Below are 20,998 nucleotides of genomic sequence, written 5' to 3' on the forward strand. Positions count from 1 at the left end.
TCATAAATTCTTCATAACAGAATGATAAGAAGGGAGAGTATTCTTGTGACCCCTGAAATGCAAAAAGCAATCTTATTAGCTGAAAATATTAATGACTTTCTGACATTTCTGAATAAAAACCTTAAAAGTAATATCTTCTTTATGGATACCGACAAATTAAGACAGATTCAACTGATTGCTGAAGACTTTAAGTTTCATATACTTGCAGATGAGCTGATCAGGATTAACCGCTTTGTCTGGGATCCAAAGTACACAAATTATTTAGTTGACCGGTTTGTAAAAGGACTGACCATTATTGATGAATATGTTCAAAGGAACTATAACAGTGTGTTTATGGTGACAGGCAGATTATATACATTGAAGAATCTAAGTTCATTGTTCAGCAAATGGTAATAAGATTAGATCCCAATTTATTATTCATGCTGAAGTTGAAAAAAGTATCGAGAGCTTCTATAAATTAGGAAATGAATGCATCCGTCATACGGATGAGCTGATTTTGAGAGTGATGATGGAGAAATAAATGTTAAAAAGGCCCTCTCTATAAGAAAAGGGCCTGTTTGGTTGATAAAGGTACTGTATGAATTATGAAATCATCCCTTTCCGGAACATCACAGCAATTGCCTGTGTACGGTTTTGAGCTCCGAGTTTCCTGATAGCTGTTTTTATATACTGGTTGATGGTAACTTCACTGATAAACATGGAATCAGCCATTTCCTTTATGCTTTCTCCCCAGGAAATCCTTTTCATGACCTCCATTTCTCTTCTGCTTAATAGCCGGGAATCTTCTTTTCCTTCAGTTTTTTCAAGAGTTTTTCCTATATGTTGACCAAATTGTGTATAAGAAGAAAGCTGATGATCAGAAATTATTCCCTGTTCGTCAAATTCGTTTGTGCAAATGTAGCCGATAGGGACAGCTCCAAAGCAAATGGGGATAGCAAGGAAGGAGTTGACATTGGAAGTAGTTATGTATTTGATGTTTATTTGCTTCAGGTATTCTATCCCCGAACAATATTTTGCTTTCCTTTCATGGAGGGCAGAGTGTATAAGCGGCAGTGAACGAATATCATCCCTGATATCTCTGATATGTATTAGTCCGTGGGATGTAATTGCAATGATCCCTTCTCCGATAAAGCCTAAAGGGGAATAACGAAACAAAAAGGCGTTTTGAACAGGGAAAATATTCATGTAAACCTCTAGAATTTTATACAGTTTTTCCTCATGACTCTCTACATCTTGTAAAATTTGGATATTTCCTAATATCGTAGATTCAATTGCCATATTAACACCTCCCTTTTAGGGATATTATATATAGAAAATTATGAATATTCAATATAAAAGAATGATAGTAAGATTAAGATAGAAAAAATATAAACCATGTAAAGGAGGGAAATTTTAAAAAGAAAAATGAAATCGCTTACATTTTAATTAATATCATGGGGAGGAAGAAAGGATGTCATCGTTTCAAAGAACGAACTCTCTCACGGATTTTGATGTTGTTGTCGTAGGCGCTGGTTTTTCTGGATTGTATATGCTGCATTGTTTGCGGGAGGCTGGGTTTTCCACCCGGGTATATGAAGCAGGAGATAATGTAGGTGGCACATGGTATTGGAACCGCTATCCCGGCGCAAGATGCGATGTTGAAAGCATCTACTATAATTACACATTTTCTGAGGAACTGCTGAAAGAATGGAGTTGGTCGGCAAAATACGCTGAACAGCCTGAGATATTAAGCTATATAAACTATGTAGCAGATAAGTTTGATCTTCGGCGTGATGTGCAATTCAGTACAAGGGTGCAATCCGCGCAATTTAATGAGAAGAATAAAAGGTGGGAAGTTCAATTAAATAATGGCGAAAAGGTTTCTGCTCAATATTTTATTACAGCTGTAGGGTGTTTATCAGCGTCCAATGTCCCCAAATTTAAAGGGCTGGAAAACTTTAAGGGTGAATGGCATCATACCGGTCACTGGCCGCATGAAGGAGTGGATTTCACAAGAAAGCGGGTTGGCATTATTGGCACAGGGTCCAGCGGTATCCAGGCCATTCCTGTCATTGCAAAAGAAGCCGGGCACCTGACCGTATTCCAGCGGACACCGCAATACAGCAGCCCTGCCAGGAACAAGCAGAATGATCCAGAGCATTTGAAATATATACGGGGAAATTACGGGAATATCAGAGAAAAAATGCGCCATTCCATTACCGGAATACCGGAGGAGCCAAGAAATGTTTCCGTTTTTGACGAAACCCCTGAAGAAAGGCAAAAAGTTTTCGAGGAAGCCTGGAAAGAGGGAGGACTGCTTAAACTAACTTACGCATATAATGACTTGTCCATATCTCCGGAAGCGAATGCAATCGTAGCAGAGTTTATTCGCTCTAAAATCCGCGAAACAGTAAAAAATCCTGATGTGGCGGAAAAACTCCTTCCAAGGTTCTATTATGGCACTAAACGGACCATCATAGATACAGATTACTTTGAAACCTATAACCGGGATAACGTATCGCTGGTGGACGTAAAAAAAGCCCCGATTCAGGAAATTACCGAAACAGGTGTTAAAACTGCGGATGGTGAATATGAACTTGATATGATCGTGTTTGCCACAGGTTTTGATGCGATGACGGGACCTCTGTTTAAGATCGATATTCACGGAAAAGACGGCATATCACTGAAAGAGAAATGGGCAGGCGGCTCACAAACCCGCACCTATCTTGGCCTGGGCACAGCAGGTTTCCCGAATATGTTTATGCTGACAGGACCTGAAAGTCCGTCTGTTTTGAGCAATATGATGGTTTCAATTGAACAGCATGTGGAATGGGTATTTGACTGCATCAGTTATATGCGCGAACAAAACCAGGCTGTTATTGAAGCGAATGAAGAGGCGGAAAATACATGGAGTAAGCATTGCCGTGAAATCGCCGATCAGACTTTATTTACTAAGACAGACTCTTGGTACATGGGGGCGAATATTGAAGGGAAAGCGCGAGGTTTTCAAATCTATCTTGGCGGTGTTGGAACCTATCGGAAGATTTGTGAAGAAGTCGCTGAAAAAGGCTATGAAGGTTTTAGCCTGACGGCATCTGAAACGAGTGCTGTTAAATAGAGGGGCAGGCATTAATGTATTCTTTCAATATATGAATAAATTAATAGGGGGAAATAATTATGGCACTAGATCCGCAGGCAAAGTTTTTATTGGAACAAATGGAGTCAGCCGGAGCACCTCCGATGAGCCAGTTATCACCAGAAGAAGCCCGTCTTACCACTGACTTTAGCGCTCTGGCTGGGGTGCCGGAGGAAGTAGGGAAGGTTGAGAATAGAAAAATTGCGGGACCCGGAGGGGATATGCCTGTTCGAATTTATACCCCTAAAGGAGAAGGCCAATTCCCTGTGCTCGTATACTATCACGGCGGCGGCTGGGTAATCGGTGACCTTGAGACAGTAGATGTTCCTTGCAGGCTTTTAACAAATTTGGCGAATTGTGTAGTCGTTTCGGTGGATTACAGGCTGGCTCCCGAGCATAAATTTCCTGCGGCTGCAGATGATTCGTACGCTGCCGCCAAATGGGTGGCTGAAAATGCAGCATCCATTGGTGCAGATCCAAACCGCATTGCAGTTGGCGGTGACAGTGCAGGCGGCAACCTTGCAGCCGTTGTGGCTCTCATGGCAAAAGACAAGGGCGAATTCTCATTGGCCTATCAAATGCTGATTTATCCGGTAACCAACCATTCTTATGTAACAGAGTCCTATACCGAAAATGCAGACGGCTATCTGTTAACAAAAGACAGCATGGAGTGGTTTTGGAATCATTATCTTAAGGACGAGGAAGATGGGAAAAATCCATATGCTTCTCCGCTGCAGGCAAAAGACTTGAGCGGACTGCCGCCGGCATTGGTTTTAACAGGAGAATTTGACCCGCTGCGTGATGAAGGAGAAGCTTATGCTGAGCGTTTAAAAGAAGCTGGCGTGCCCGTTGAAGCAAAACGGTATGACGGCATGATCCACGGCTTCTTCTGGATGCCTGGTGTTCTGGAACAGGGAAGAAAATCTATTGAACAAGCGGCAGATGCGTTAAAGCGTGTGTTTCAGGGAAGTGTAGCTTCGAAATAATTTGATATGCAGATTGGACACTCCGGAATGGAAGTGTCCATTTTGTTTTATTATGTATTAATAGATTAATAGAAGAGTTAATTGGTGAGGGATTGAGGAATATTGCTTAGAAAAAGGCGAGACTAAAAAACAATAGCATTAGCCAGTTCTCCTATACATTAACAAAAAAGGTATTAAGATCATGATTAAATAAACAAAAGGCTTGTTCACCACCGGAACAAGCCTTTTGAATTCTCTTTCTGAAGGATACATGCAGATCTTCACCATGGATGCACTTTATCTTATTGGCGATCTGGGTACACTTGAGCGCTGGATGAAGCTAACGCATCTGATTCATGCATTCCTTGATTAATGCTACTATTCCATGAATCATTGTTTTCTTGCAGGATGATGAGTCTAAAATTACTAGGCGGTCTTATTTTTCAATTGTTTAGTCATCTTTCTTTGAAATATTTTAGCATTAGTTCCTATATATACCCCTGTAAGAACAAATGCTGCGCCTATTCCATGCGCAATGGTGAATTTTTCACCCAAAAAGAGTGTAGCCATGATAACAGCAGACACAGGCATCACATTTATAAAAATGGAAGCCTTGGCCGCTCCGACCTCTTTAATTCCGTTATAATACAAGACAAATGAAACAACGGTAACAAAGATACTCATATGGGCGATAGCTGCCCAGGTTGTATAGCTGGCTTGCTGGATGTCCATCCACGTTGTTTCAACAGAAGCAAACGGCAAGAGAAATAAGGTACCATAGGCCACTGCATATGTGGTCGATTCCACTGAGCTGAATTTCTTTAAAACCACTTTCCCCACAACACTATAAATGGCCCAGCTTACGACAGCGCCCAGCAATATGAAATCAATTGGTTCAAAGCCATATTGGAAAAGCGTGAACAGATGGCCATCTGTAATAATAAACAATACACCTGTCAAAGCAACTGCCATTCCAATGATATGATTTTTCGTAATTTTTTCTTTAAGAAATAGTCCAGATAAAAGGACAATAAGAACCGGGTTTGATGCAATAAATAATGAGCTTTTAATCACGGGTGCGTGTTTTGTGGCAAGAAAGAAACAAATATTATACAGTGCAATTCCACTCAGGCCCAACAGAGCAAACAGTCCATGATCTTTTAAATTTGGCCGTTGCCGATCTTTCTCCATAATCCACATGAGCGGATAAAGCAGGATGGCAGCTCCCAAAAACCTCAAAAAAGCAACAGTTGCAGGTTCAAAGCTTTGAACAGCAAACTTGCCGGCAATAAATGCGCTGCCCCATGTTGCAGTAGCCAAAGTCAGCATTCCATAAATAAGCCATAATTTTTTTTTCAAACGAACTCGCCTTCATTTCTGTAAAAATTTTATAAATAGTATTATAACACCTTTTTCGAAAGTCGAAATAGTTATTTTTAAGCACAATTGAGATGAATATCAGTTTGTACTTCATGTATGATTGAAGTAAAAAAATCAAAGTTCTGCGGATATGCCACGGAAGGTCAGGGTAGTAAATATATAATGTATAAATAAATTTTTAATTGCTGTTTTCCTGGTTTACACTAAGAATGATTATTAATTATGGCTGTTTTCGCAAAGTTTGCTGCTGTTTTGAATTATATATGCTGAGTTGACTGTAGCGTAAGGTGTGAGTTCATCTAAAATGCATTCGCATTTTCTTCGTGCGGTGTATACTCAAGGCAGCATATTCAAAGTCCTGCGGTAGCGGGACAGGTGAAACCCCACAGACGCTAAGCGCCGAGGAGGCTCAGCGCCCGCCCCGCGGAAAGCGGGCATCCTGGAGCGGAAGTCAATGGACAGCATTGATAAGCTTAAAACAGCAATTTATACGAAATGAGCCTTAATTAAAAATTAATTGGATTGAAATTTAAAAATTTTGTCGGAAAGGAGGGAAAAAGATGTGGCCATTTTCATCAGGTAAAAGGAGTAACAAAATAGTAGATGCAGCAAGCTATATTTCCATTAAAGAAACAACGGAAGCTGCGGAAGTTGAAAAAATGGTATCAAAGCTGGAACAGATTTTTAACAGCACTTCCAGGGAAATCGTTATTTTGTGCATCGGGTCGGACCGCTCAACAGGAGACTCTCTTGGACCACTTACAGGAAAGATCCTCAAAGAAAAGAACATTCCTTATCCGGTATATGGGACGCTAAAGGATCCTGTTCATGCATTAAATATTAAAACGATTCTTAAAGAAATCAAGGAAACGCATCATGATCCTTTTATATTTGGTATAGACGCCTGCCTCGGGGACGAACGGCAAATCGGTTATATTTTAATAAGAGAAGGATCGTTTATTCCGGGTAATGCAGTGAATAGCGTCCTGCCAAGTGTGGGTGATTATCATTTGAAGGCAATTGTAAATACACTGGATCCATTAACACCTGTACACTCCTTAAATAACACAAGATTATATTTGGTTTTAAAACTGGCTGAAATCATAGCGGAAATTATTTCGCGTGTAGCTGTCAATGATCGGACTTCCAGAAGAGAGATAGAAAAAATGAATGTACCATAAACATTAAGTTGAACTCCTTGGTACATCAGGAAAAAATTGCTGTTACCCCAAAAGGTAAGCTATAATGGGCAGTAAGGATACTAAAGAGAGAAAGAGGGGAAGGAATGGTTAATAACTGGACTGAAGATAATCTGATCTCGATTCGTGAGAGGGTTTATCTGCATATTAAGGATCTTATTTTGGACGGAGAATTCAAGGCTGGAGACCGGCTGGTTGAACGGGAACTTGCTGAGCGGTTAAATATCAGCAGGACGCCAATTCGCGAAGCGCTATTCCGCCTGGAATCACAAGGATTTGTTAAGACAGTTCCAAGAAAAGGTGTAATCGTTGCCGATATTTCTGAAAAGGAAATTATTGAAGTGTTTACCATTTTATCATCACTTGAAGTACTGGCAGCAAAGTTAGCCGTCCAGAAGCTGGATGATGAAATGGAAAGCATGTTCGCAGGAAGCATAAAAAAGGTCAAGGAATATCTTAATAATCCTGAAGAAGATGCTGCTGAATTACATAGGGAGCTCAACCATCTCCTATATAGCTCCGCCAAAAATGTGAAGCTTTATGAGATGCTGAGCGGGTTATCCGATTATATCCGGGCATTTGCCAAAATCGGGCATAAAAATCCCGGCAGGGCAAAGCAGTCCATGGAGGAGCATTTAAAAATCATGGAAGCCATTGTTAATAAAGAAATGGAAATGGCTGAGTATTTGACCAAAATACATATTGAGAATTCAAAAAAAGCATACATTGAAGCGGTGCAGCAGAGTGAAAATAAAAAATAAGAAAGAGCAGCAGCCCTTTCTTATTTTTTATTACACACCAATAACGATAGGTGAAGTTAAATTTTTTAAAACCTTGGCCACGCTCATGGCAACAATTGGACTGGATTTTGGATTTTCGTGATAAGGAACATTCGAAACGGATATCTCCACTTCGCCAAAATAACCCTTAGCCTTGATGGTATGTGTGTTTGATTGGATAGTCGGATCAGCATACACCTTTACCTTAGTATCTTCAAAGCCAATTCCTGCAAGGCTAAGGGCTGCTGAAACATTCACGCTTTGCGGAAAAAGCCTGGATGACTCCCTGGCATTCCCTTCATAAATACAAAATGGGGCAGTCAGCATATTCAGATCTACTTTTTCTTCCGCAATCGTGCCTTTCCAGCTGCGCGGATGCTTCCGTGTAATTAAAGTAATATCTTCAATCTCACCCAATGCCCCTGCTGCAATCCTATCGAGACCGGCTATAGCTGCAGAAGGGATAAAGATCTGCCGGTTATGCTGCGTGGCCACTGCCTGCAGTTTTTTATAAAAATCGGTGTCTCCTAAGGCTCCAACGGAAAGTACAACAAGGTGACTTCCGTTTGCCAGCACTTTATCCCCAAAAAGCTGTAAAGCCTCATGTCCAGCAGACTCTATGATAATATCTAAATTTCCATTTAAAAAATCATCTTCATCTGACGTAAAGGCAAATGCTTGTTTTTCAGCATGTTCTGCAGGTTTTTTATTTCTTCTAACAAGTACAGACTTTAGCTCCACGTTCCCAGCATGGCCGGTTTCTATTAATTCTGCTATGGTCTTCCCCAGTGTTCCATAACCGATAATTCCAGCTTTCAGCATATTTATCACTCCTTCTTGGGTCATCCCTAAAAACGTTTCAAAATGGTATACAATATACTGTGTGCAGTTTTATCCTAGATTTTATCTTAAATCCATTAAGAGAGCAATAAGTTTATGGAAAATATTAAAACATCTAAATTTTCAAAATTATTTGCACAATGTTAATTTTTAGTGTTATTATAGTATACAAGTTTAAAATAGTGAAAAGGGAGGGATATTACAAGTTCTAAGGCAATTGAGGAGATTCACATCTAAAGAGCTCAAGAGAACGAAATAGAATGTAACAATGCAACAGCAGATAACCAAGTCACCCATGAAAAGCGCTTTTTTGTTTTTTGTTCAATATGGTATACAATCCACCAAATGCTGTATTCTTAATTAAAAAGTTTATAAATTTTTCTCGTGAAGCAAACTGCCGGGGTATTACATAGTCAGCCGTAGAATGACATAAAGTCTTGCAATTGCACTATTTTATAGGGGTTATTTTCTATAACGAAAACGGAGGGGAATATATGGAGTTAACATTTGCTCACTGGGTCTATGCAATTGTTACTGTGTCTGTCATCGCAACGATGCTTTTTAGAAGAGGCGTTGTCCTGCCGGTTATCATCGGAACATTCTTTGTGGCAGTTATTTATAAAGGCAGTTTAATCGCGGGCTTTCAGGCTGTATTTAACGCTAATCTCCTCGCTGCAAAAGAGCTATTCAGCATATTCTTAATTATCTCTCTTATGATCGCGCTTCTCAATTCACTGAAGGATTTGGGAGCTGACAAGAGACTTATTGGTCCGATTGAGAAGGTAATGGTGAACGGGCATATTTCCTATTTGGTATTAATGGTTACGACCTATGTAATTTCTCTCTTTTTCTGGCCAACTCCTGCTGTCCCGCTCATCTGTGCACTTCTTGTACCCGCAGCAGTAAGAGCTGGGCTGCCTGTAATGACGGCAGCAATGGTTATTGTCATTGCCGGTCAGGGAATGGCATTGTCATCAGACTATATCATGCAGGTAGCACCGATGCTCAGTGCTAAAGCAGCTGGAATTGATAAAGCGATGGTTGCGGATAAAACACTTGTTCTTTCCGTCATTACAGGTGTACTCGCATTGTCCTATGTTTATGTGGCGCATAGAAAATCAATCGTGAAAAATGGGAACCTTGACTCTTCCTCTCTAAACCCTGAAGATGCCGCTTTTTTTGGTGTAGCGAATGAGCTTGCGGCTACAGCTGAAGAAAGTGCTGAAATCATTAAGAGAAAAAACACATGGGGTAAGGTTTTTGCTGTATTAGTGCCTTTATCGATGCTAGGTGTTATGATTTATATGTTCTCAACCAAATTAACAGGTGGAACAGGCTTTGAAGGAACTGATGGAGCCGCCTTTATTGGCGGTGTTGCGACTCTTTTATTAGTGCTTGCCACTGTCGCATTTAATCGTATCCATGCTTTAGATAAGATAAGCGAGCATTTAACGGAAGGCTTCGTGTTTGCCTTCAGGGCGATGGCTCCGGTAATTCCAATAGCTGGATTCTTCTTTATGGGTAGCTCAGACTTTACAGGAACAATTTTATCTTTGGATGAAAGCGCTGCCAACCCTGCTTTTTTATTTGATATGATACAGGCAGGCCAGGCTTATATTCCAGAGAATCCCTTTATTGCAGGTTTTGGCTTGTTGATTGTCGGATTGATCACTGGCCTTGATGGATCAGGTTTTTCCGGGCTGCCGCTAACAGGTGCCTTATCGGGTGCATTAGCAAGTGGCAGCCATATTGATCCTTCCACATTAGCAGCCATCGGACAAATGGGTGCCATCTGGGGTGGAGGAACAATTGTTGCCTGGTCTTCGCTTGTTGCAGTAGCAGGGTTCCTGCAGCTTTCACCACTGGAGCTGGCCAGGAAAAACTTTATTCCAGTTGTCGCTAGTTTATTTATCGCAACATTAATTGCTATATTAATCTGGTAAAACAGTAAGCTTGAGAAAAACAAGGCTATCCTGCAATGTTAGAATAAACTAACTAAGGGGATAGCCATTTTTTATAAGACTGTTTTCTCAAGGTTTGTTGCTTTTTGTATCTTATTTACTGAGTTGTTTGGAGCGGAAATCATCGGACAACATTGATAGGTAAGAACAACATTCTAGACGAAAAGAGCCTTTTATAAAGACAGGAGTGATATTTTGAAAATTGGCTTAGCAGGTATAGGTAAGTTAGGTGCGGCGATGATGACTCACTGGCATCAATCAAACCTTTCAATAGGTATTTTTCATCCCGACAGTTCAAAGGCAGAACAATTTGCTGAAAGGTATCCTAATGCAAATCCATTGACAGTTAACGAGTTGAGACATATAGATATTATTCTGCTCGCATTACCGGCTGGAAAAGTGATTTCTTTTATGGATAGCATAATTCCAGAGAAATCTTCGATTACTTTCATTAATATGGCTACCTCGCTTCCAACGAAAGAAATTAAAGAAAGGTTCCCTTCCTGTAAGGTGTATGGATTGAAATACATGGGGCATTCAAGAGACTTAATGGAGAATGGAAAGGGATTATTTATTACTGAAGACAATCTCCCTGCTCCTGTTCAGGACCTATTCAGACCAGTAGGGGAAATCATAAAAGACAGTGAAGAGAGAGTAGCAGAAATAAATAAACTGGCAACCTATTATGCTGTCAAAACGGCTGTTGAAATTGAGAATGATTTAACAGGAAAAGGGTATCATCCAGCCTATGTTAAAAGGGCGCTTACTTCTCTGGCACCAGAAGTCATCCGGTCTTACAGCGAAGGCACTTTTGGGCACTTTGCAAAAGAGATTGTGAAGGAAATTCAGGAATCAAATAAAAAAGCTGCTGATTAATTTTCAGCAGCTTTTCCTATTAGAGGCATCTTTCCAGCAAAAATAGGTAGAACATCACACAAGCAACATAAGCTCCTGCAAAAGGAAGATTCCAGCTCGAGACTTTATAGGAATCGACTTTGATAATGTTAGACATGAGACCAAGGGTTGCATTATATGGACCTACTAAGAAGGCGGAAACCGCCCCGGACAGCATGGCGACTGTCAGGATATGAGGAGAAATTCCGATGGTTTCCGGGTTTACTCCTTCAATCATCAATGCCAGGGAAACGGCTGGATGGAGGCCCAGAAAGGCCAGCCCTAAAGGAATTAAAGGCAGTATGACCAGGAAAATCTCGTTTCCGGCCACACTTATAAAAGCTGCAATCCATTCAAAAAGAACTTCATTTATCTTCGATATATTAATTGCTGAGATAAAAAAGCCTGTGGATAAAAAGATAAAAAATTGATCCTTCATGCTCATCGCGAATGAATTGAAATGGTCAGACAGTTGATGGCCAAACTCTTTTCCTTTCCGTAATAAAAGGGACCAGCTGAAAGCAAATGGAATGACGATTAGTGAAACAAGAATTAAGAATGGCAACGAAACTTGTGTCTCTGCAAGAGATACGAGGACATTAAAAATAGCGATTGCCACCAGGATTTGAAAAACTCTTCCCGGGCGGCCGTCATTGGGCACTTCCAGGGCTGCAGCCGTCTCATGCACAGATTCTCCAGCTGAGTGGTGGAGTTTCATTGGCTGGGACTGACGGGATCCAATAAACCAATCCATTGCTAATCCAAATATGCTCAGCGGAATGACATAAGGGAGGATGGACCCCCAACTGACTCCCGTCATCGTTATCACAATTCCCACAATAGGAGTTACAGGTGCCCAAATTAAAGGCATCGCAAACCCTCTGGATATGGCCCTGCTCATGAACCGTTCCTTATTTCTTACAGGGAAGCTCCCCAATGCCGGCCTGATGGAAAAATAGGTCATGGGCAGGGTGGCAAGATTCATAAAAATACTGAAAAAGTAAGAGATTCCAGAGGTCATCATATACAAATGACCAGATGTTTTTACACGTTTTTGAATGATAGCCTGGATGCCTTCCCCGTATCGTCCCAGTTTAACAGGGATTCCCAAAATGGGTATTAAAGTAAACATGGTAAGCAAATCAAGCATTGGTCCAAAAGCAAAAATATACTGCTGCCACTCCGAGTTGCTTGTCCAGAGCAGGACTGCACCAAAAGTCAGGAAAACTCCCCCGAGAATCTGAACAAATTTCTTCGTTAGCCGGAATGTCAAAACGACGATGATTAAACACAAGATAGAAAGGAGGGAATCAATATTCCACTGCGGAAGCAAGGTGGAAAGCAAATATAATGTGATCACTGCCATAAATAAAACTCTAAGCATATCAGCACCCTCATTTAATTGAATTTAAACTTTAATGGTATACCAAAATCATTATATTTTATCTATTTGTTCAAAAATTAGTCACAACTGTTTATTTATTTGGTATTTGGTATACAATCTTATTGTAAATTTATAAAATCCATCATATAATAATGGTAACAGGTAAGAGAAAAAAGGAGGCTGCCCGATGTTCCATTTTCTATTTGGATCTAAATATGCAATTGAGAAAGCTGAAAGAAAATTAGCCCGTTTAAGAAGAACATTAAAATTCTAATTTTGCCGCCATGCTTTGGCGGTTTTTTCTTTTAGATGTGTGAACAGCAAACCCGGAAGAAGATCGGCTTCCTCCGGGTTTTAAAAAATTTCTTATATTGCTACTTCATCAGATTTAACCAGCTTCGAATGAATGGAGTCCTCACTATTGCCAGATGCCTTTACAATTTCATCTAATTCCTCTCTAGCTGCTTCCAGCGTTTCAAATCGTTCAAAGAATTTTACACCGATATGATTTACATACTCTTTTCCTTCATATTCTTCATATAGTTGTATTTTCATATTCTCATTCAAAACTTCTGCAATAGTGTACTTAGCCTTCAGATTATCGAAAAAATAGAAATGATACGTCTCAACCACCTTTAAACCCTCGTTTTCAAGAATAGTCTGGAAAGTATCTTTATTTGTTAATACAATGTATTTACCCAATTAAAACACTCCTTTTTTTTAATTTAGATTTTCAAATTTAAATTAATAAATATGTAATTAGGCAGCATACCTCCTTTTCTTATGGGATATTGTATACCATGAACTTTAAGTGTATTTTATACTAAAATTACAAAAGATACAATGATATATTCTAAATTTTTTAATTATTCGGTTAAAAGGGCTATACCCATAAGATCTTTTCCAATTTAAAAAAACATATTTGCTAATCTTCAAGAAAGATTGTATACTTTGAAAAAAAGTATCTAAATTTTTAGAATAAACTGAAAGGGGTAATGATTATGCCTAAGGTTACGTTACATGTAGATGGAAAGATAGTGGAGAAGCAGGTGAAGGATAATGCCAATTTGGTTGTTTTGGCAGGTATTCGCCAGTTTCCGGAATTAAAATATGGTTGTGGGATGGGAAGGTGCACAAAATGCACTTGTATCGTATTAGACGCGGGCGATGATCTCGGACCGCCAAATTGGAAGGAAGAAAAAATGCTTGGCGATAAAGTGAAAGAAGGTTACCGGTTAACCTGCCAGATGACTATTCAAAGCGACATAGAAATATCCCAGGAAAATATCTCTATTAAACCTCCCAAGAAAACAACAGCAGCTATCACAAAATAGTATTTTTATTTTTGTCGATTTAAGGTATACAAAATACCGAAAACAAGCGGGGTATAAAGAAAATGAATTGTTATGATCTTACTAAGATGACGTGGAAGGAAGTTGAAAAATCCTTAGAAACTGCAGAATTTGCTATTATTCCTGTTGGAGCACATGAGCAGCACGGCCCTCATATGGAGGAAAGCTGCGATGCCGTGCTTGCAGAAAGAATGGCGACTAAACTGGGGCAAAGAATGTTTCCATATGCTATTATCACGCCAACTGTTAACATGGGTGTTTCGGAACACCATATTCATTTTCCCGGTACCATCACCCTTCAGCCGTCTACTTTGATTGCTGTTCTGAAAGATATGGTCTCTTCGCTGAAACAGCATGGCATCAAGAAGTTTCTATTTTTGAATTCCCATGGCGGAAACCAATCTACACTGAATCTCGCAGCAATGACTATCACAAAGGAATTAGAAGTAGAAGTTTACTATGCAAAGACCACTGCCTCTGCAAGGGAATCTATCGAAAAATATATTAAATCCCCTCTATTTGGCCACAGCTGCGAAAGGGAAGTATCTGAAGCTCTGTATCTGGCTCCGGAGCTTGTAAGAAAGGACCTTTTAGAAAAAGGGGAAATCAATCATGGCGGGAGATGGGAAAAGCTCCGTCCGGGGAAGGCGGTCCAGGGATTTTATTATTACGAAGAAATGACTGGCAATGGCTGTATAGGTGATGGACGCAGAGGGAGCAGGGAAATAGGAGAACAAATTGTAGAAGAAGCCCTGAATAATCTTACCCAGGAGCTTTCCGAACTGCTTGATCTGAAAAAAGCGCCTTCTTATTAAACCTATCAAATTAGCAACCAAGAAAAAATAATCTTTAAAAAATTCTAAAAATTGTGTTTACATTTAAAAAAGAATAGGTTATGATTTCATTAAGGTATACCAAAGACCAAAAAACAAGATTAATAGGCTGGATATTAGTAGCCTATAATTTTTTAAAGTGTATATGGTATACAAAATATCAAATGCCAATAGGCTACATAAATTTCGAGGAGGAGTTTACACATGCCAGAATTATTATCTAAAGATGAATTTCGCAAAGAACTAGAGGAAGCCATTAAAGGAAATCACAGTCAGAAAGCTCCATTCACTGTAGCTTGGGCTGATGGAAAACTGGAAAGAAAGCACTTTGCAAGATGGGCTGAAAACCATTACCACTATGTAGGGCCTTTTGCAGACTACTTAGCGTATATCTACCACAACACTCCAACCGATCCGAAGTTTGAAGCAGCAAAAGATTTCACACTTCAAAATATGTATGAAGAAGAAATTGCGGCTGACCGCCATACAGACCTGCTGATTCGTTTTGCAGAAGCATGTGGAACGACTCGCGAACGTGTGATCAATCCAGAAAACATGGCAGCTACAACACTAGGCCTGCAAAGCTGGTGTTATGCAGTTGCAGCCCGTGAAAACTTCGTTGTGGCTACTGCCGCTCTTGTTGTTGGGTTAGAGTCACAGGTACCGGACATTTATCGGAAGCAGACTCCTGCTCTTCGTGCACAATACGGATTCACTGATGAAGAAATCGAGTTCTTCGATCTTCATATTGTATCCGATGAAATCCATGGAGAACGCGGCTATAAGATTGTTTTAGATCATGCTGACACTCCTGAACTGCAGCAGCGCTGTCTGGAGGTAGTTCGCACAGGTGCGAAGATGCGCCGTATGTACATGGATGGCCTATGGAGAGAATATCTTGAACAGGATCTTGGCTCTTTAGTAGAAGCAAAATAATATTTATTATCCAGGCCGTCACACTAAATCTTGTCATACGAGGTCTATGTGGCGGCTCTTTCTATAACCAGAGAATTTGTTGCAGTAAAGGGAGAAATAAACAGAGAGTAAGGTGATTTCATTTGATTACAACAAAAGTAGAAACTTTCCATAATTATATTAATGGTGAATGGCAGGAATCCGGGAGCCAAAAGAAGTTTTATAGTGTTAACCCGGCAAACACCGAAGATGTAGTCGGAGTTTTTCAGGCATCCAATGAAGCAGATGTAAAGCTGGCGATTGAAGCTGCCAGAGAAGCATTTCCTGGCTGGGCAACCACAGCTCCATCCAAGCGTGCAGCCATTTTAAACAAAGCTGCCGCATATCTAGAAGAAAATGCAGCCAAATTCGCAGAAGAACTGACAAGAGAAGAAGGGAAGAATGTCAGTGATGCAAAAAATGAAGTGCTCCGTTCCGCACAGACGCTTCGTTATTATGCGGTCGAGGGACAAAGTTTCACAGGTGAAACCTTCCCTAATGATGATCCCAATTTGAGGGTTTCAACGGAGAGGGAACCGCTCGGCGTTGTAAGTGTCATCACGCCATGGAACTTCCCGATATCCATTGCGGCGAGGAAAATTGCTCCAGCCTTAATTACAGGAAACACAGTTGTGTTCAAACCTTCATCAGATACCCCTCTGATTGCTGTCCGGCTTGTAGAAGCACTGCACGAGGCAGGTATACCAAAGGGGGTCTTAAACTTTGTTACAGGGAAAGCATCTGAGGTAGGTGATTTATTAGTCACCCATCCTGCCGTCAAAGCTGTTACATTTACTGGTTCGACAGCTGCAGGTGAGGACATCCACAGCAAGAGCTCTTTCACCACCCGTACTCAAATGGAGCTTGGCGGCAAAAACCCGCTATTAGTTATGGAAGATGCTGACATTGAACTGGCGGCTACATTAACAGTTAATGGCGGGTTTTCTTTAACAGGGCAAGCCTGCACTGGAACAAGCAGAGTAATTGTGATGAAGGAAGTAAAGGAAGCATTTGTAAAAAAATTGATTGAAAAAACGAGTGCCCTTAAAATAGGAAACGGTTTTGAAGAAGGAGTTAAAATTGGTCCGCTGGCAAATGAAAAGCAGCTGAACAATGTTCTGAAGTATATTGAGTTTGGAAAAGAAGACGGTGCAGATCTTGTATATGGCGGTGAACAGCTGACTGAAGGCCAATATGAAAAAGGATATTTTGTGCAGCCGGCCATTTTTACGAATGTTAAACCGAATCACCGTATTGCCAAGGAAGAAATTTTCGGACCGGTTATTGCCGTGATCGAGGCAGGTACATATGAAGAAGCCATTGCAGTTGCGAATGACGTTGACTATGGATTATCTGCTTCCATCGTGACAAATAACTTAAAAACAGCCAGCCAGTTTACAAAGGATATTCAGGCGGGCACGGTAAAAGTAAACCGGACTACGACCGGAAACTTAATCAATGCCCCGTTTGGCGGATTAAAGCAATCCAGCACTGCAACGTTCCGGGAGTCGGGAAGAGTTGGCCTGGAATTTTTCACCCAAGTAAAAACCGTTTATATCGGCTACTAAAACTAAAGGAGATTGAAAAATGAAAACTGCTTTGAAACTTGAACTGGAAGAAGCAAAATTGATGATTGAAGCAGCAAAGGAAAAATCTGCTGAAATAAATGTGTTCGAAACGATTGTGATTGTCGACGACGGCGGAAGTGTTATTGCCCTTGAACGCATGAATGGAGCAAGAATCACTGGCCCTGAAATTGCGATTGCTAAGGCTTACACTGCCGCCGGCCATAAACGCTCCACCCACCTATTCAATAAAGAACCGAACGGGCCAGCCCTGCCAGGCAATGAGGCATTTGGCATTCAGCATATGCTTGATGGCAAATTTGCTGTGTTTGTCGGGGGGTTCCCAATTGTGGTAAATGGTGAAGTTGTTGGAGGAATCGGCATCAGCGGAGGAAACGGCGAGCAGGATACTGCTGTGGGAACTGCTGCTCTAAAAGCCCTTCAAACTTACCTGGAAAAAGACGGCTACGAAGTTGTAACCGAAGCGGATATAAAAAAATAATAGAAAGGGACCTCATTCGTTATAAAAAGTAGCGGAATGAGGTCCTTCTTCAGTCAAAAGCACCTAAAAAAGGGGAGGATCGCATGAAGCCTTATCTTGAATTGGCGGTTGGATTTGCACGTACAGGTGTAACAGGGTATGGAGGAGGTCCTTCGACAATACCGCTGATCGAATTTGAAGCAGTCAAGAAATATAAGTGGATGACGGAGGAGGAATTCGGAGAGACTCTGGCGCTGGCCAATACATTGCCCGGACCGATTGCAACGAAGATGGCTGCCTACATCGGCTATAAAGTCAAAGGCAGCTTGGGTGCCACTGTAGCCATCCTAACGCATATCCTTCCTTCTATTATTGCCATGATTGCATTACTCGGGGTTTTATACTCCTTCCGCCAGTCCACGATTGTCAGCGGTATGGTGCAGGGAGTAACTCCTGTCATCGGTTTTATGCTGGCAGAAATGGCGTACCGTTTTTACCAGAAAGGCAGCCAGGGCTTAGGGGTGCCTAAAAACCTCATGCTGGCTGCAGTATCATTAATTTTTGTTCAGTTTTTGGAATGGCATCCCGGAATTTTAATTGGGTTAGTGCTAAGTACAGCATTTTATATTGCCCACCGGAAAGAACAGGCTAATAAAAAGGCAGCTGAAGAGTACATGCCAGTAAGGGAGAAAAGTTCATGATCTATTGGGAGATCTTTTGGGCATTTTTTATAGCGAATTTATTGGGTTATGGAGGGGGTCCAGCAACAATTCCCCTTATACAAATTGAAGTAGTCAATAACAATGGCTGGATGACACTCTCTGAATTTGGGGATGTACTTGCCATAGCAAATGCGCTGCCGGGTCCAATAGCAACGAAAATGGCGGGATTTATCGGTTATGAACTAGGGGGAGTACTGGGTGCGGCGGTGGCTTTAACCGCAACCATCCTGCCATCCGCATTGGCAGTAATTGTGCTGTTTAAGTTTGTGAATTTATTCAAAGATTCTCCTAAAGTGAAATTAATGACCAAATCTGTACAGCCGATCATTGCTGTCCTTCTGGCTGTCATGGCTTATCAGTTCTTTATGTCGGCCTTCGAAAAAAGCGGAATGCTGCACCTTGTACTTCTTACAGCTGTTGGCTATCTAACATTAATCAAATTCAAGGTTCATCCTTCTCTAGTTATATTCGGAGCTTTATTTTATGGAGGAATCTTTTTATCTTAAACAGGCGGTGAAACAATGGAAAAAACATGGGAGGAAACTAACTTGATATCAATACGTGAACATGCGTATTTGTATCTGAAAAAACTTATTTTAGAAGGAGAATACCAGGCTGGAGACAGACTGGTAGAAAGGGAGCTTGCAGCCAAATTGAACATCAGCCGTACACCGATCCGTGAAGCGTTGTTTAGGCTGGAATCCCAAGGCTTCGTAAAAACAGTTCCCAGAAAAGGTGTGGTAATCTCCAATATCTCAGAGGATGAAGTATTGGAGGTCTTTACCATACTCTCTTCTCTTGAGGTACTGGCTGTAAAACTGGCAGCGCAAAGAATGGATACAGGTACACAGCAAGAACTGGATCTCAAGATTAAGGAACTATTAGAACTAAGTGAACAGGATGAAGAAAACTTCAATTCCGAACATATCCAGATGAACAGGCTGATAAATAAGGCATCCAAGAGCCCAAAGCTATATGAAATCCTGTCTGGCTTAATCGATTTCATTCACATGGCGGCCAATATGGGATATGAAACACCTGGGAGAAGAAAGGACTCATTAAAAGAACATATCGATATTATGAAGGCACTTCGCGACAAAGATGCCGAAATAGCGGAATACCTGATGAGGATTCATATTGAGAATTCGAAAAAGGCGTATATAGCCTATGTGAATCGAATTAAAAAGAAAGGGGCAGTTAAAAAAAAAAATAAATATTTAAAAGTTTAGTATTGTCTGAATATTATCATTATGGTATATTGTATACCAAGAACTAAGAAACGAAATCAGGGAGGAATTCATTTCATGCCAAACATCCATTTTGTCAACAGCAGCAAAACTCTGGAAGTGCCTGAGAATTCTAATATATTAAGAATGTCTCTCCGTTATGATGGTGATCTGCCAAATCGCTGCGGAGGCGGAATTTGTGGCACATGTGTTTTTAAAACGGAAGAAGGGTCCGAATACCTAGACAACGTGAAAATCCAGGAAAGAAGAAAATTAGGTGAAGAGTGGCTGGAAAAAGGCTACCGTTTAGGATGTCAGACTTTTGTAACAAACGGAGATGTTACCCTTTCCTGGGATGATAAAGTGACAGATCAGGTAAAAAAGAGAAAGCCTGATAAATTGAAGCAAGCCGTATCTACAGGGAAATGAGACTCCCTAGCCTGCATTCTGTAATGGAGGAATTCAAATTCAGCCCGTTACAGAATGCAAGATAAATTCCCAATATTATAGAAGAAGGTGAAATTATGTGGGTTTGCAGCACTCATTTAAAAGAAGCCATGCAAATATTAAAAACACCTCATATTCGAAAAGCTCCATATGAAATCAAATGCTCACTTTGTGAAAATTATGCTTTCGCCAAAGTCTATTATACTCACCGCTCATTTAAATTCACAAAACAACTTTATTCTTCATTAAAACAAAGTGTTTCCCAGGAGGCTTAATGATGGAAGGGGTAAAAAAGGGAATTGAAGAAAGACTGGAAGAGCTGAATATTAAGCTCCCTGTTTTGACTGATATCAGAATGCCTTTTGAACCGGGCGTTATTTCAGGAAAGATTGTCTATTTATCCGGGCAAACACCCAGAGTCAATGGTAACCAAAAATATACCGGAATTGTCGGGGCAGGCATATCTATCGATGAAGCAAAGGATGCGGCACGAATTTGTACGCTGAATTTGCTGGCAGCCCTTAAAGGAATAATTGGAGATTTAAATAAAGTGAAAAGAATCATCAAAATGGATGGATATGTTGCCTCAACAAGTGACTTTAAATATCACCCAATTGTCATAAATGCAGCATCAGAACTGCTGCATGATATTTTCGGCAAGGAAAATGGTCACGCACGTAAAGCAGTGGGACTGGCCTCTCTTCCAGGAGGAGCCCCTGTAGAGATTGAAATGGTTGTAGAAATCGAATAACTTCCAAACAAGGGCTGCTCAAATATTGAGCAGTTTTTCTATGCTCTTTTAATAAAATGCTATTATGTCTTCAAACCTAAAAGACTTCCAATAAATATTGTAAGGGTTTTCATTCCTTACACCACTAAATCTGCTATATTTAAATAAATA

General features: G+C 40.6%; 23 protein-coding genes. 18 read left to right on the forward strand and 5 right to left on the reverse strand.

The window, feature by feature from the left end; translation table 11 throughout:
• The first annotated feature begins 57 nt into the window (after positions 1-57).
• Positions 58-393, forward strand: a complete 336-nt coding sequence (locus M3205_RS07500) for a hypothetical protein (RefSeq protein ID WP_251169345.1) — start codon at positions 58-60, stop codon at positions 391-393.
• 189 nt (positions 394-582) lie between these two features.
• Here M3205_RS07500 and M3205_RS07505 read toward each other — a convergent pair whose 3' ends face one another.
• Complete coding sequence (locus tag M3205_RS07505) at positions 583-1,278, reverse strand: LuxR C-terminal-related transcriptional regulator (RefSeq protein ID WP_251169346.1); 696 nt, start codon at positions 1,276-1,278, stop codon at positions 583-585.
• Positions 1,279-1,450: 172 nt separating this feature from the next.
• On the opposite strand from M3205_RS07505, the gene M3205_RS07510 reads away from it, so the two are divergent.
• From M3205_RS07510 to M3205_RS25585, 3 genes are all read left to right on the forward strand, one after another.
• Entirely contained in the window at positions 1,451-3,097 is a 1,647-nt protein-coding gene (locus M3205_RS07510; protein WP_251169347.1) for a flavin-containing monooxygenase, read from the forward strand.
• A 59-nt stretch (positions 3,098-3,156) separates the two neighbouring features.
• The gene (locus M3205_RS07515) at positions 3,157-4,101 is read left to right on the forward strand and encodes an alpha/beta hydrolase (RefSeq protein ID WP_251169348.1); all 945 of its coding nucleotides are present in this window, start codon (positions 3,157-3,159) and stop codon (positions 4,099-4,101) included.
• Between the two features lie 226 nt (positions 4,102-4,327).
• Positions 4,328-4,453, forward strand: a complete 126-nt coding sequence (locus M3205_RS25585; RefSeq protein ID WP_285886208.1) for a hypothetical protein — start codon at positions 4,328-4,330, stop codon at positions 4,451-4,453.
• Positions 4,454-4,506: 53 nt separating this feature from the next.
• On the opposite strand, the gene M3205_RS07520 is transcribed toward M3205_RS25585, so the two are convergent.
• Positions 4,507-5,409 carry a DMT family transporter gene (locus M3205_RS07520; RefSeq protein WP_251169405.1) on the reverse strand — a complete coding sequence of 301 codons (903 nt, stop codon included), beginning with the start codon at positions 5,407-5,409 and terminating at the stop codon, positions 4,507-4,509.
• A 611-nt stretch (positions 5,410-6,020) separates the two neighbouring features.
• Between M3205_RS07520 and yyaC the strand changes: the two genes are divergently transcribed.
• The gene (gene yyaC / locus M3205_RS07525; protein ID WP_251169349.1) at positions 6,021-6,641 is read left to right on the forward strand and encodes a spore protease YyaC; all 621 of its coding nucleotides are present in this window, start codon (positions 6,021-6,023) and stop codon (positions 6,639-6,641) included.
• Positions 6,642-6,745: 104 nt separating this feature from the next.
• Positions 6,746-7,420, forward strand: a complete 675-nt coding sequence (locus tag M3205_RS07530) for a GntR family transcriptional regulator (RefSeq protein ID WP_251169350.1) — start codon at positions 6,746-6,748, stop codon at positions 7,418-7,420.
• 30 nt (positions 7,421-7,450) lie between these two features.
• Here the strand turns inward: M3205_RS07530 and nadX are convergent, their stop codons facing one another.
• Entirely contained in the window at positions 7,451-8,260 is an 810-nt protein-coding gene (gene nadX / locus M3205_RS07535) for an aspartate dehydrogenase (protein WP_251169351.1), read from the reverse strand.
• A gap of 512 nt (positions 8,261-8,772) precedes the next feature.
• On the opposite strand from nadX, the gene M3205_RS07540 reads away from it, so the two are divergent.
• Both M3205_RS07540 and M3205_RS07545 read left to right on the forward strand, forming a co-directional pair.
• Positions 8,773-10,221: a hypothetical protein gene (locus tag M3205_RS07540; protein WP_251169352.1), complete on the forward strand. Its 1,449-nt coding sequence runs from the start codon at positions 8,773-8,775 to the stop codon at positions 10,219-10,221.
• 213 nt (positions 10,222-10,434) lie between these two features.
• The gene (locus M3205_RS07545; protein WP_251169353.1) at positions 10,435-11,115 is read left to right on the forward strand and encodes an NAD(P)-binding domain-containing protein; all 681 of its coding nucleotides are present in this window, start codon (positions 10,435-10,437) and stop codon (positions 11,113-11,115) included.
• 19 nt (positions 11,116-11,134) lie between these two features.
• Here the strand turns inward: M3205_RS07545 and M3205_RS07550 are convergent, their stop codons facing one another.
• Together M3205_RS07550 and M3205_RS07555 are read right to left on the reverse strand one after the other, a co-directional pair.
• A complete protein-coding gene (locus tag M3205_RS07550; RefSeq protein WP_251169354.1) occupies positions 11,135-12,517 on the reverse strand; it encodes a hypothetical protein in 1,383 nt (460 codons plus the stop codon).
• A gap of 366 nt (positions 12,518-12,883) precedes the next feature.
• On the reverse strand, positions 12,884-13,219 hold the full coding sequence (locus M3205_RS07555) for a hypothetical protein (protein WP_251169355.1): 336 nt from the start codon (positions 13,217-13,219) through the stop codon (positions 12,884-12,886).
• Positions 13,220-13,518: 299 nt separating this feature from the next.
• Here M3205_RS07555 and M3205_RS07560 point away from each other — a divergent pair, with 299 nt between their 5' ends.
• The 10 genes from M3205_RS07560 to M3205_RS07605 all read left to right on the forward strand — a co-directional run bounded on the left by M3205_RS07560 (position 13,519) and on the right by M3205_RS07605 (position 20,848).
• Positions 13,519-13,851, forward strand: coding sequence for a 2Fe-2S iron-sulfur cluster-binding protein (locus M3205_RS07560; protein WP_251169356.1), 333 nt, complete (start codon positions 13,519-13,521; stop codon positions 13,849-13,851).
• Positions 13,852-13,913: 62 nt separating this feature from the next.
• Positions 13,914-14,684 carry a creatininase family protein gene (locus M3205_RS07565; protein ID WP_251169357.1) on the forward strand — a complete coding sequence of 257 codons (771 nt, stop codon included), beginning with the start codon at positions 13,914-13,916 and terminating at the stop codon, positions 14,682-14,684.
• Between the two features lie 222 nt (positions 14,685-14,906).
• A complete protein-coding gene (locus tag M3205_RS07570) occupies positions 14,907-15,638 on the forward strand; it encodes a TenA family transcriptional regulator (protein ID WP_251169358.1) in 732 nt (243 codons plus the stop codon).
• Positions 15,639-15,760: 122 nt separating this feature from the next.
• The gene (locus tag M3205_RS07575) at positions 15,761-17,224 is read left to right on the forward strand and encodes an aldehyde dehydrogenase family protein (protein WP_251169359.1); all 1,464 of its coding nucleotides are present in this window, start codon (positions 15,761-15,763) and stop codon (positions 17,222-17,224) included.
• Between the two features lie 19 nt (positions 17,225-17,243).
• Positions 17,244-17,723 carry a GlcG/HbpS family heme-binding protein gene (locus M3205_RS07580; RefSeq protein ID WP_251169360.1) on the forward strand — a complete coding sequence of 160 codons (480 nt, stop codon included), beginning with the start codon at positions 17,244-17,246 and terminating at the stop codon, positions 17,721-17,723.
• A gap of 83 nt (positions 17,724-17,806) precedes the next feature.
• Positions 17,807-18,403 carry a chromate transporter gene (locus M3205_RS07585; protein ID WP_251169361.1) on the forward strand — a complete coding sequence of 199 codons (597 nt, stop codon included), beginning with the start codon at positions 17,807-17,809 and terminating at the stop codon, positions 18,401-18,403.
• Entirely contained in the window at positions 18,400-18,930 is a 531-nt protein-coding gene (locus M3205_RS07590; protein WP_251169362.1) for a chromate transporter, read from the forward strand. The genes M3205_RS07585 and M3205_RS07590 overlap by 4 nt, the downstream gene beginning before the upstream one ends.
• Before the next feature lie 15 nt (positions 18,931-18,945).
• Positions 18,946-19,653 carry a GntR family transcriptional regulator gene (locus M3205_RS07595; RefSeq protein WP_251169363.1) on the forward strand — a complete coding sequence of 236 codons (708 nt, stop codon included), beginning with the start codon at positions 18,946-18,948 and terminating at the stop codon, positions 19,651-19,653.
• 75 nt (positions 19,654-19,728) lie between these two features.
• The gene (locus M3205_RS07600; protein WP_251169364.1) at positions 19,729-20,079 is read left to right on the forward strand and encodes a 2Fe-2S iron-sulfur cluster-binding protein; all 351 of its coding nucleotides are present in this window, start codon (positions 19,729-19,731) and stop codon (positions 20,077-20,079) included.
• A 292-nt stretch (positions 20,080-20,371) separates the two neighbouring features.
• Positions 20,372-20,848, forward strand: coding sequence for a RidA family protein (locus M3205_RS07605; RefSeq protein ID WP_251169365.1), 477 nt, complete (start codon positions 20,372-20,374; stop codon positions 20,846-20,848).
• The last annotated feature ends 150 nt before the right edge of the window (positions 20,849-20,998 follow it).

Source organism: Cytobacillus firmus, assembly GCF_023715565.1.
GTDB classification, from domain to species: Bacteria; Bacillota; Bacilli; order Bacillales; family Cytobacillaceae; genus Cytobacillus; species Cytobacillus firmus_C.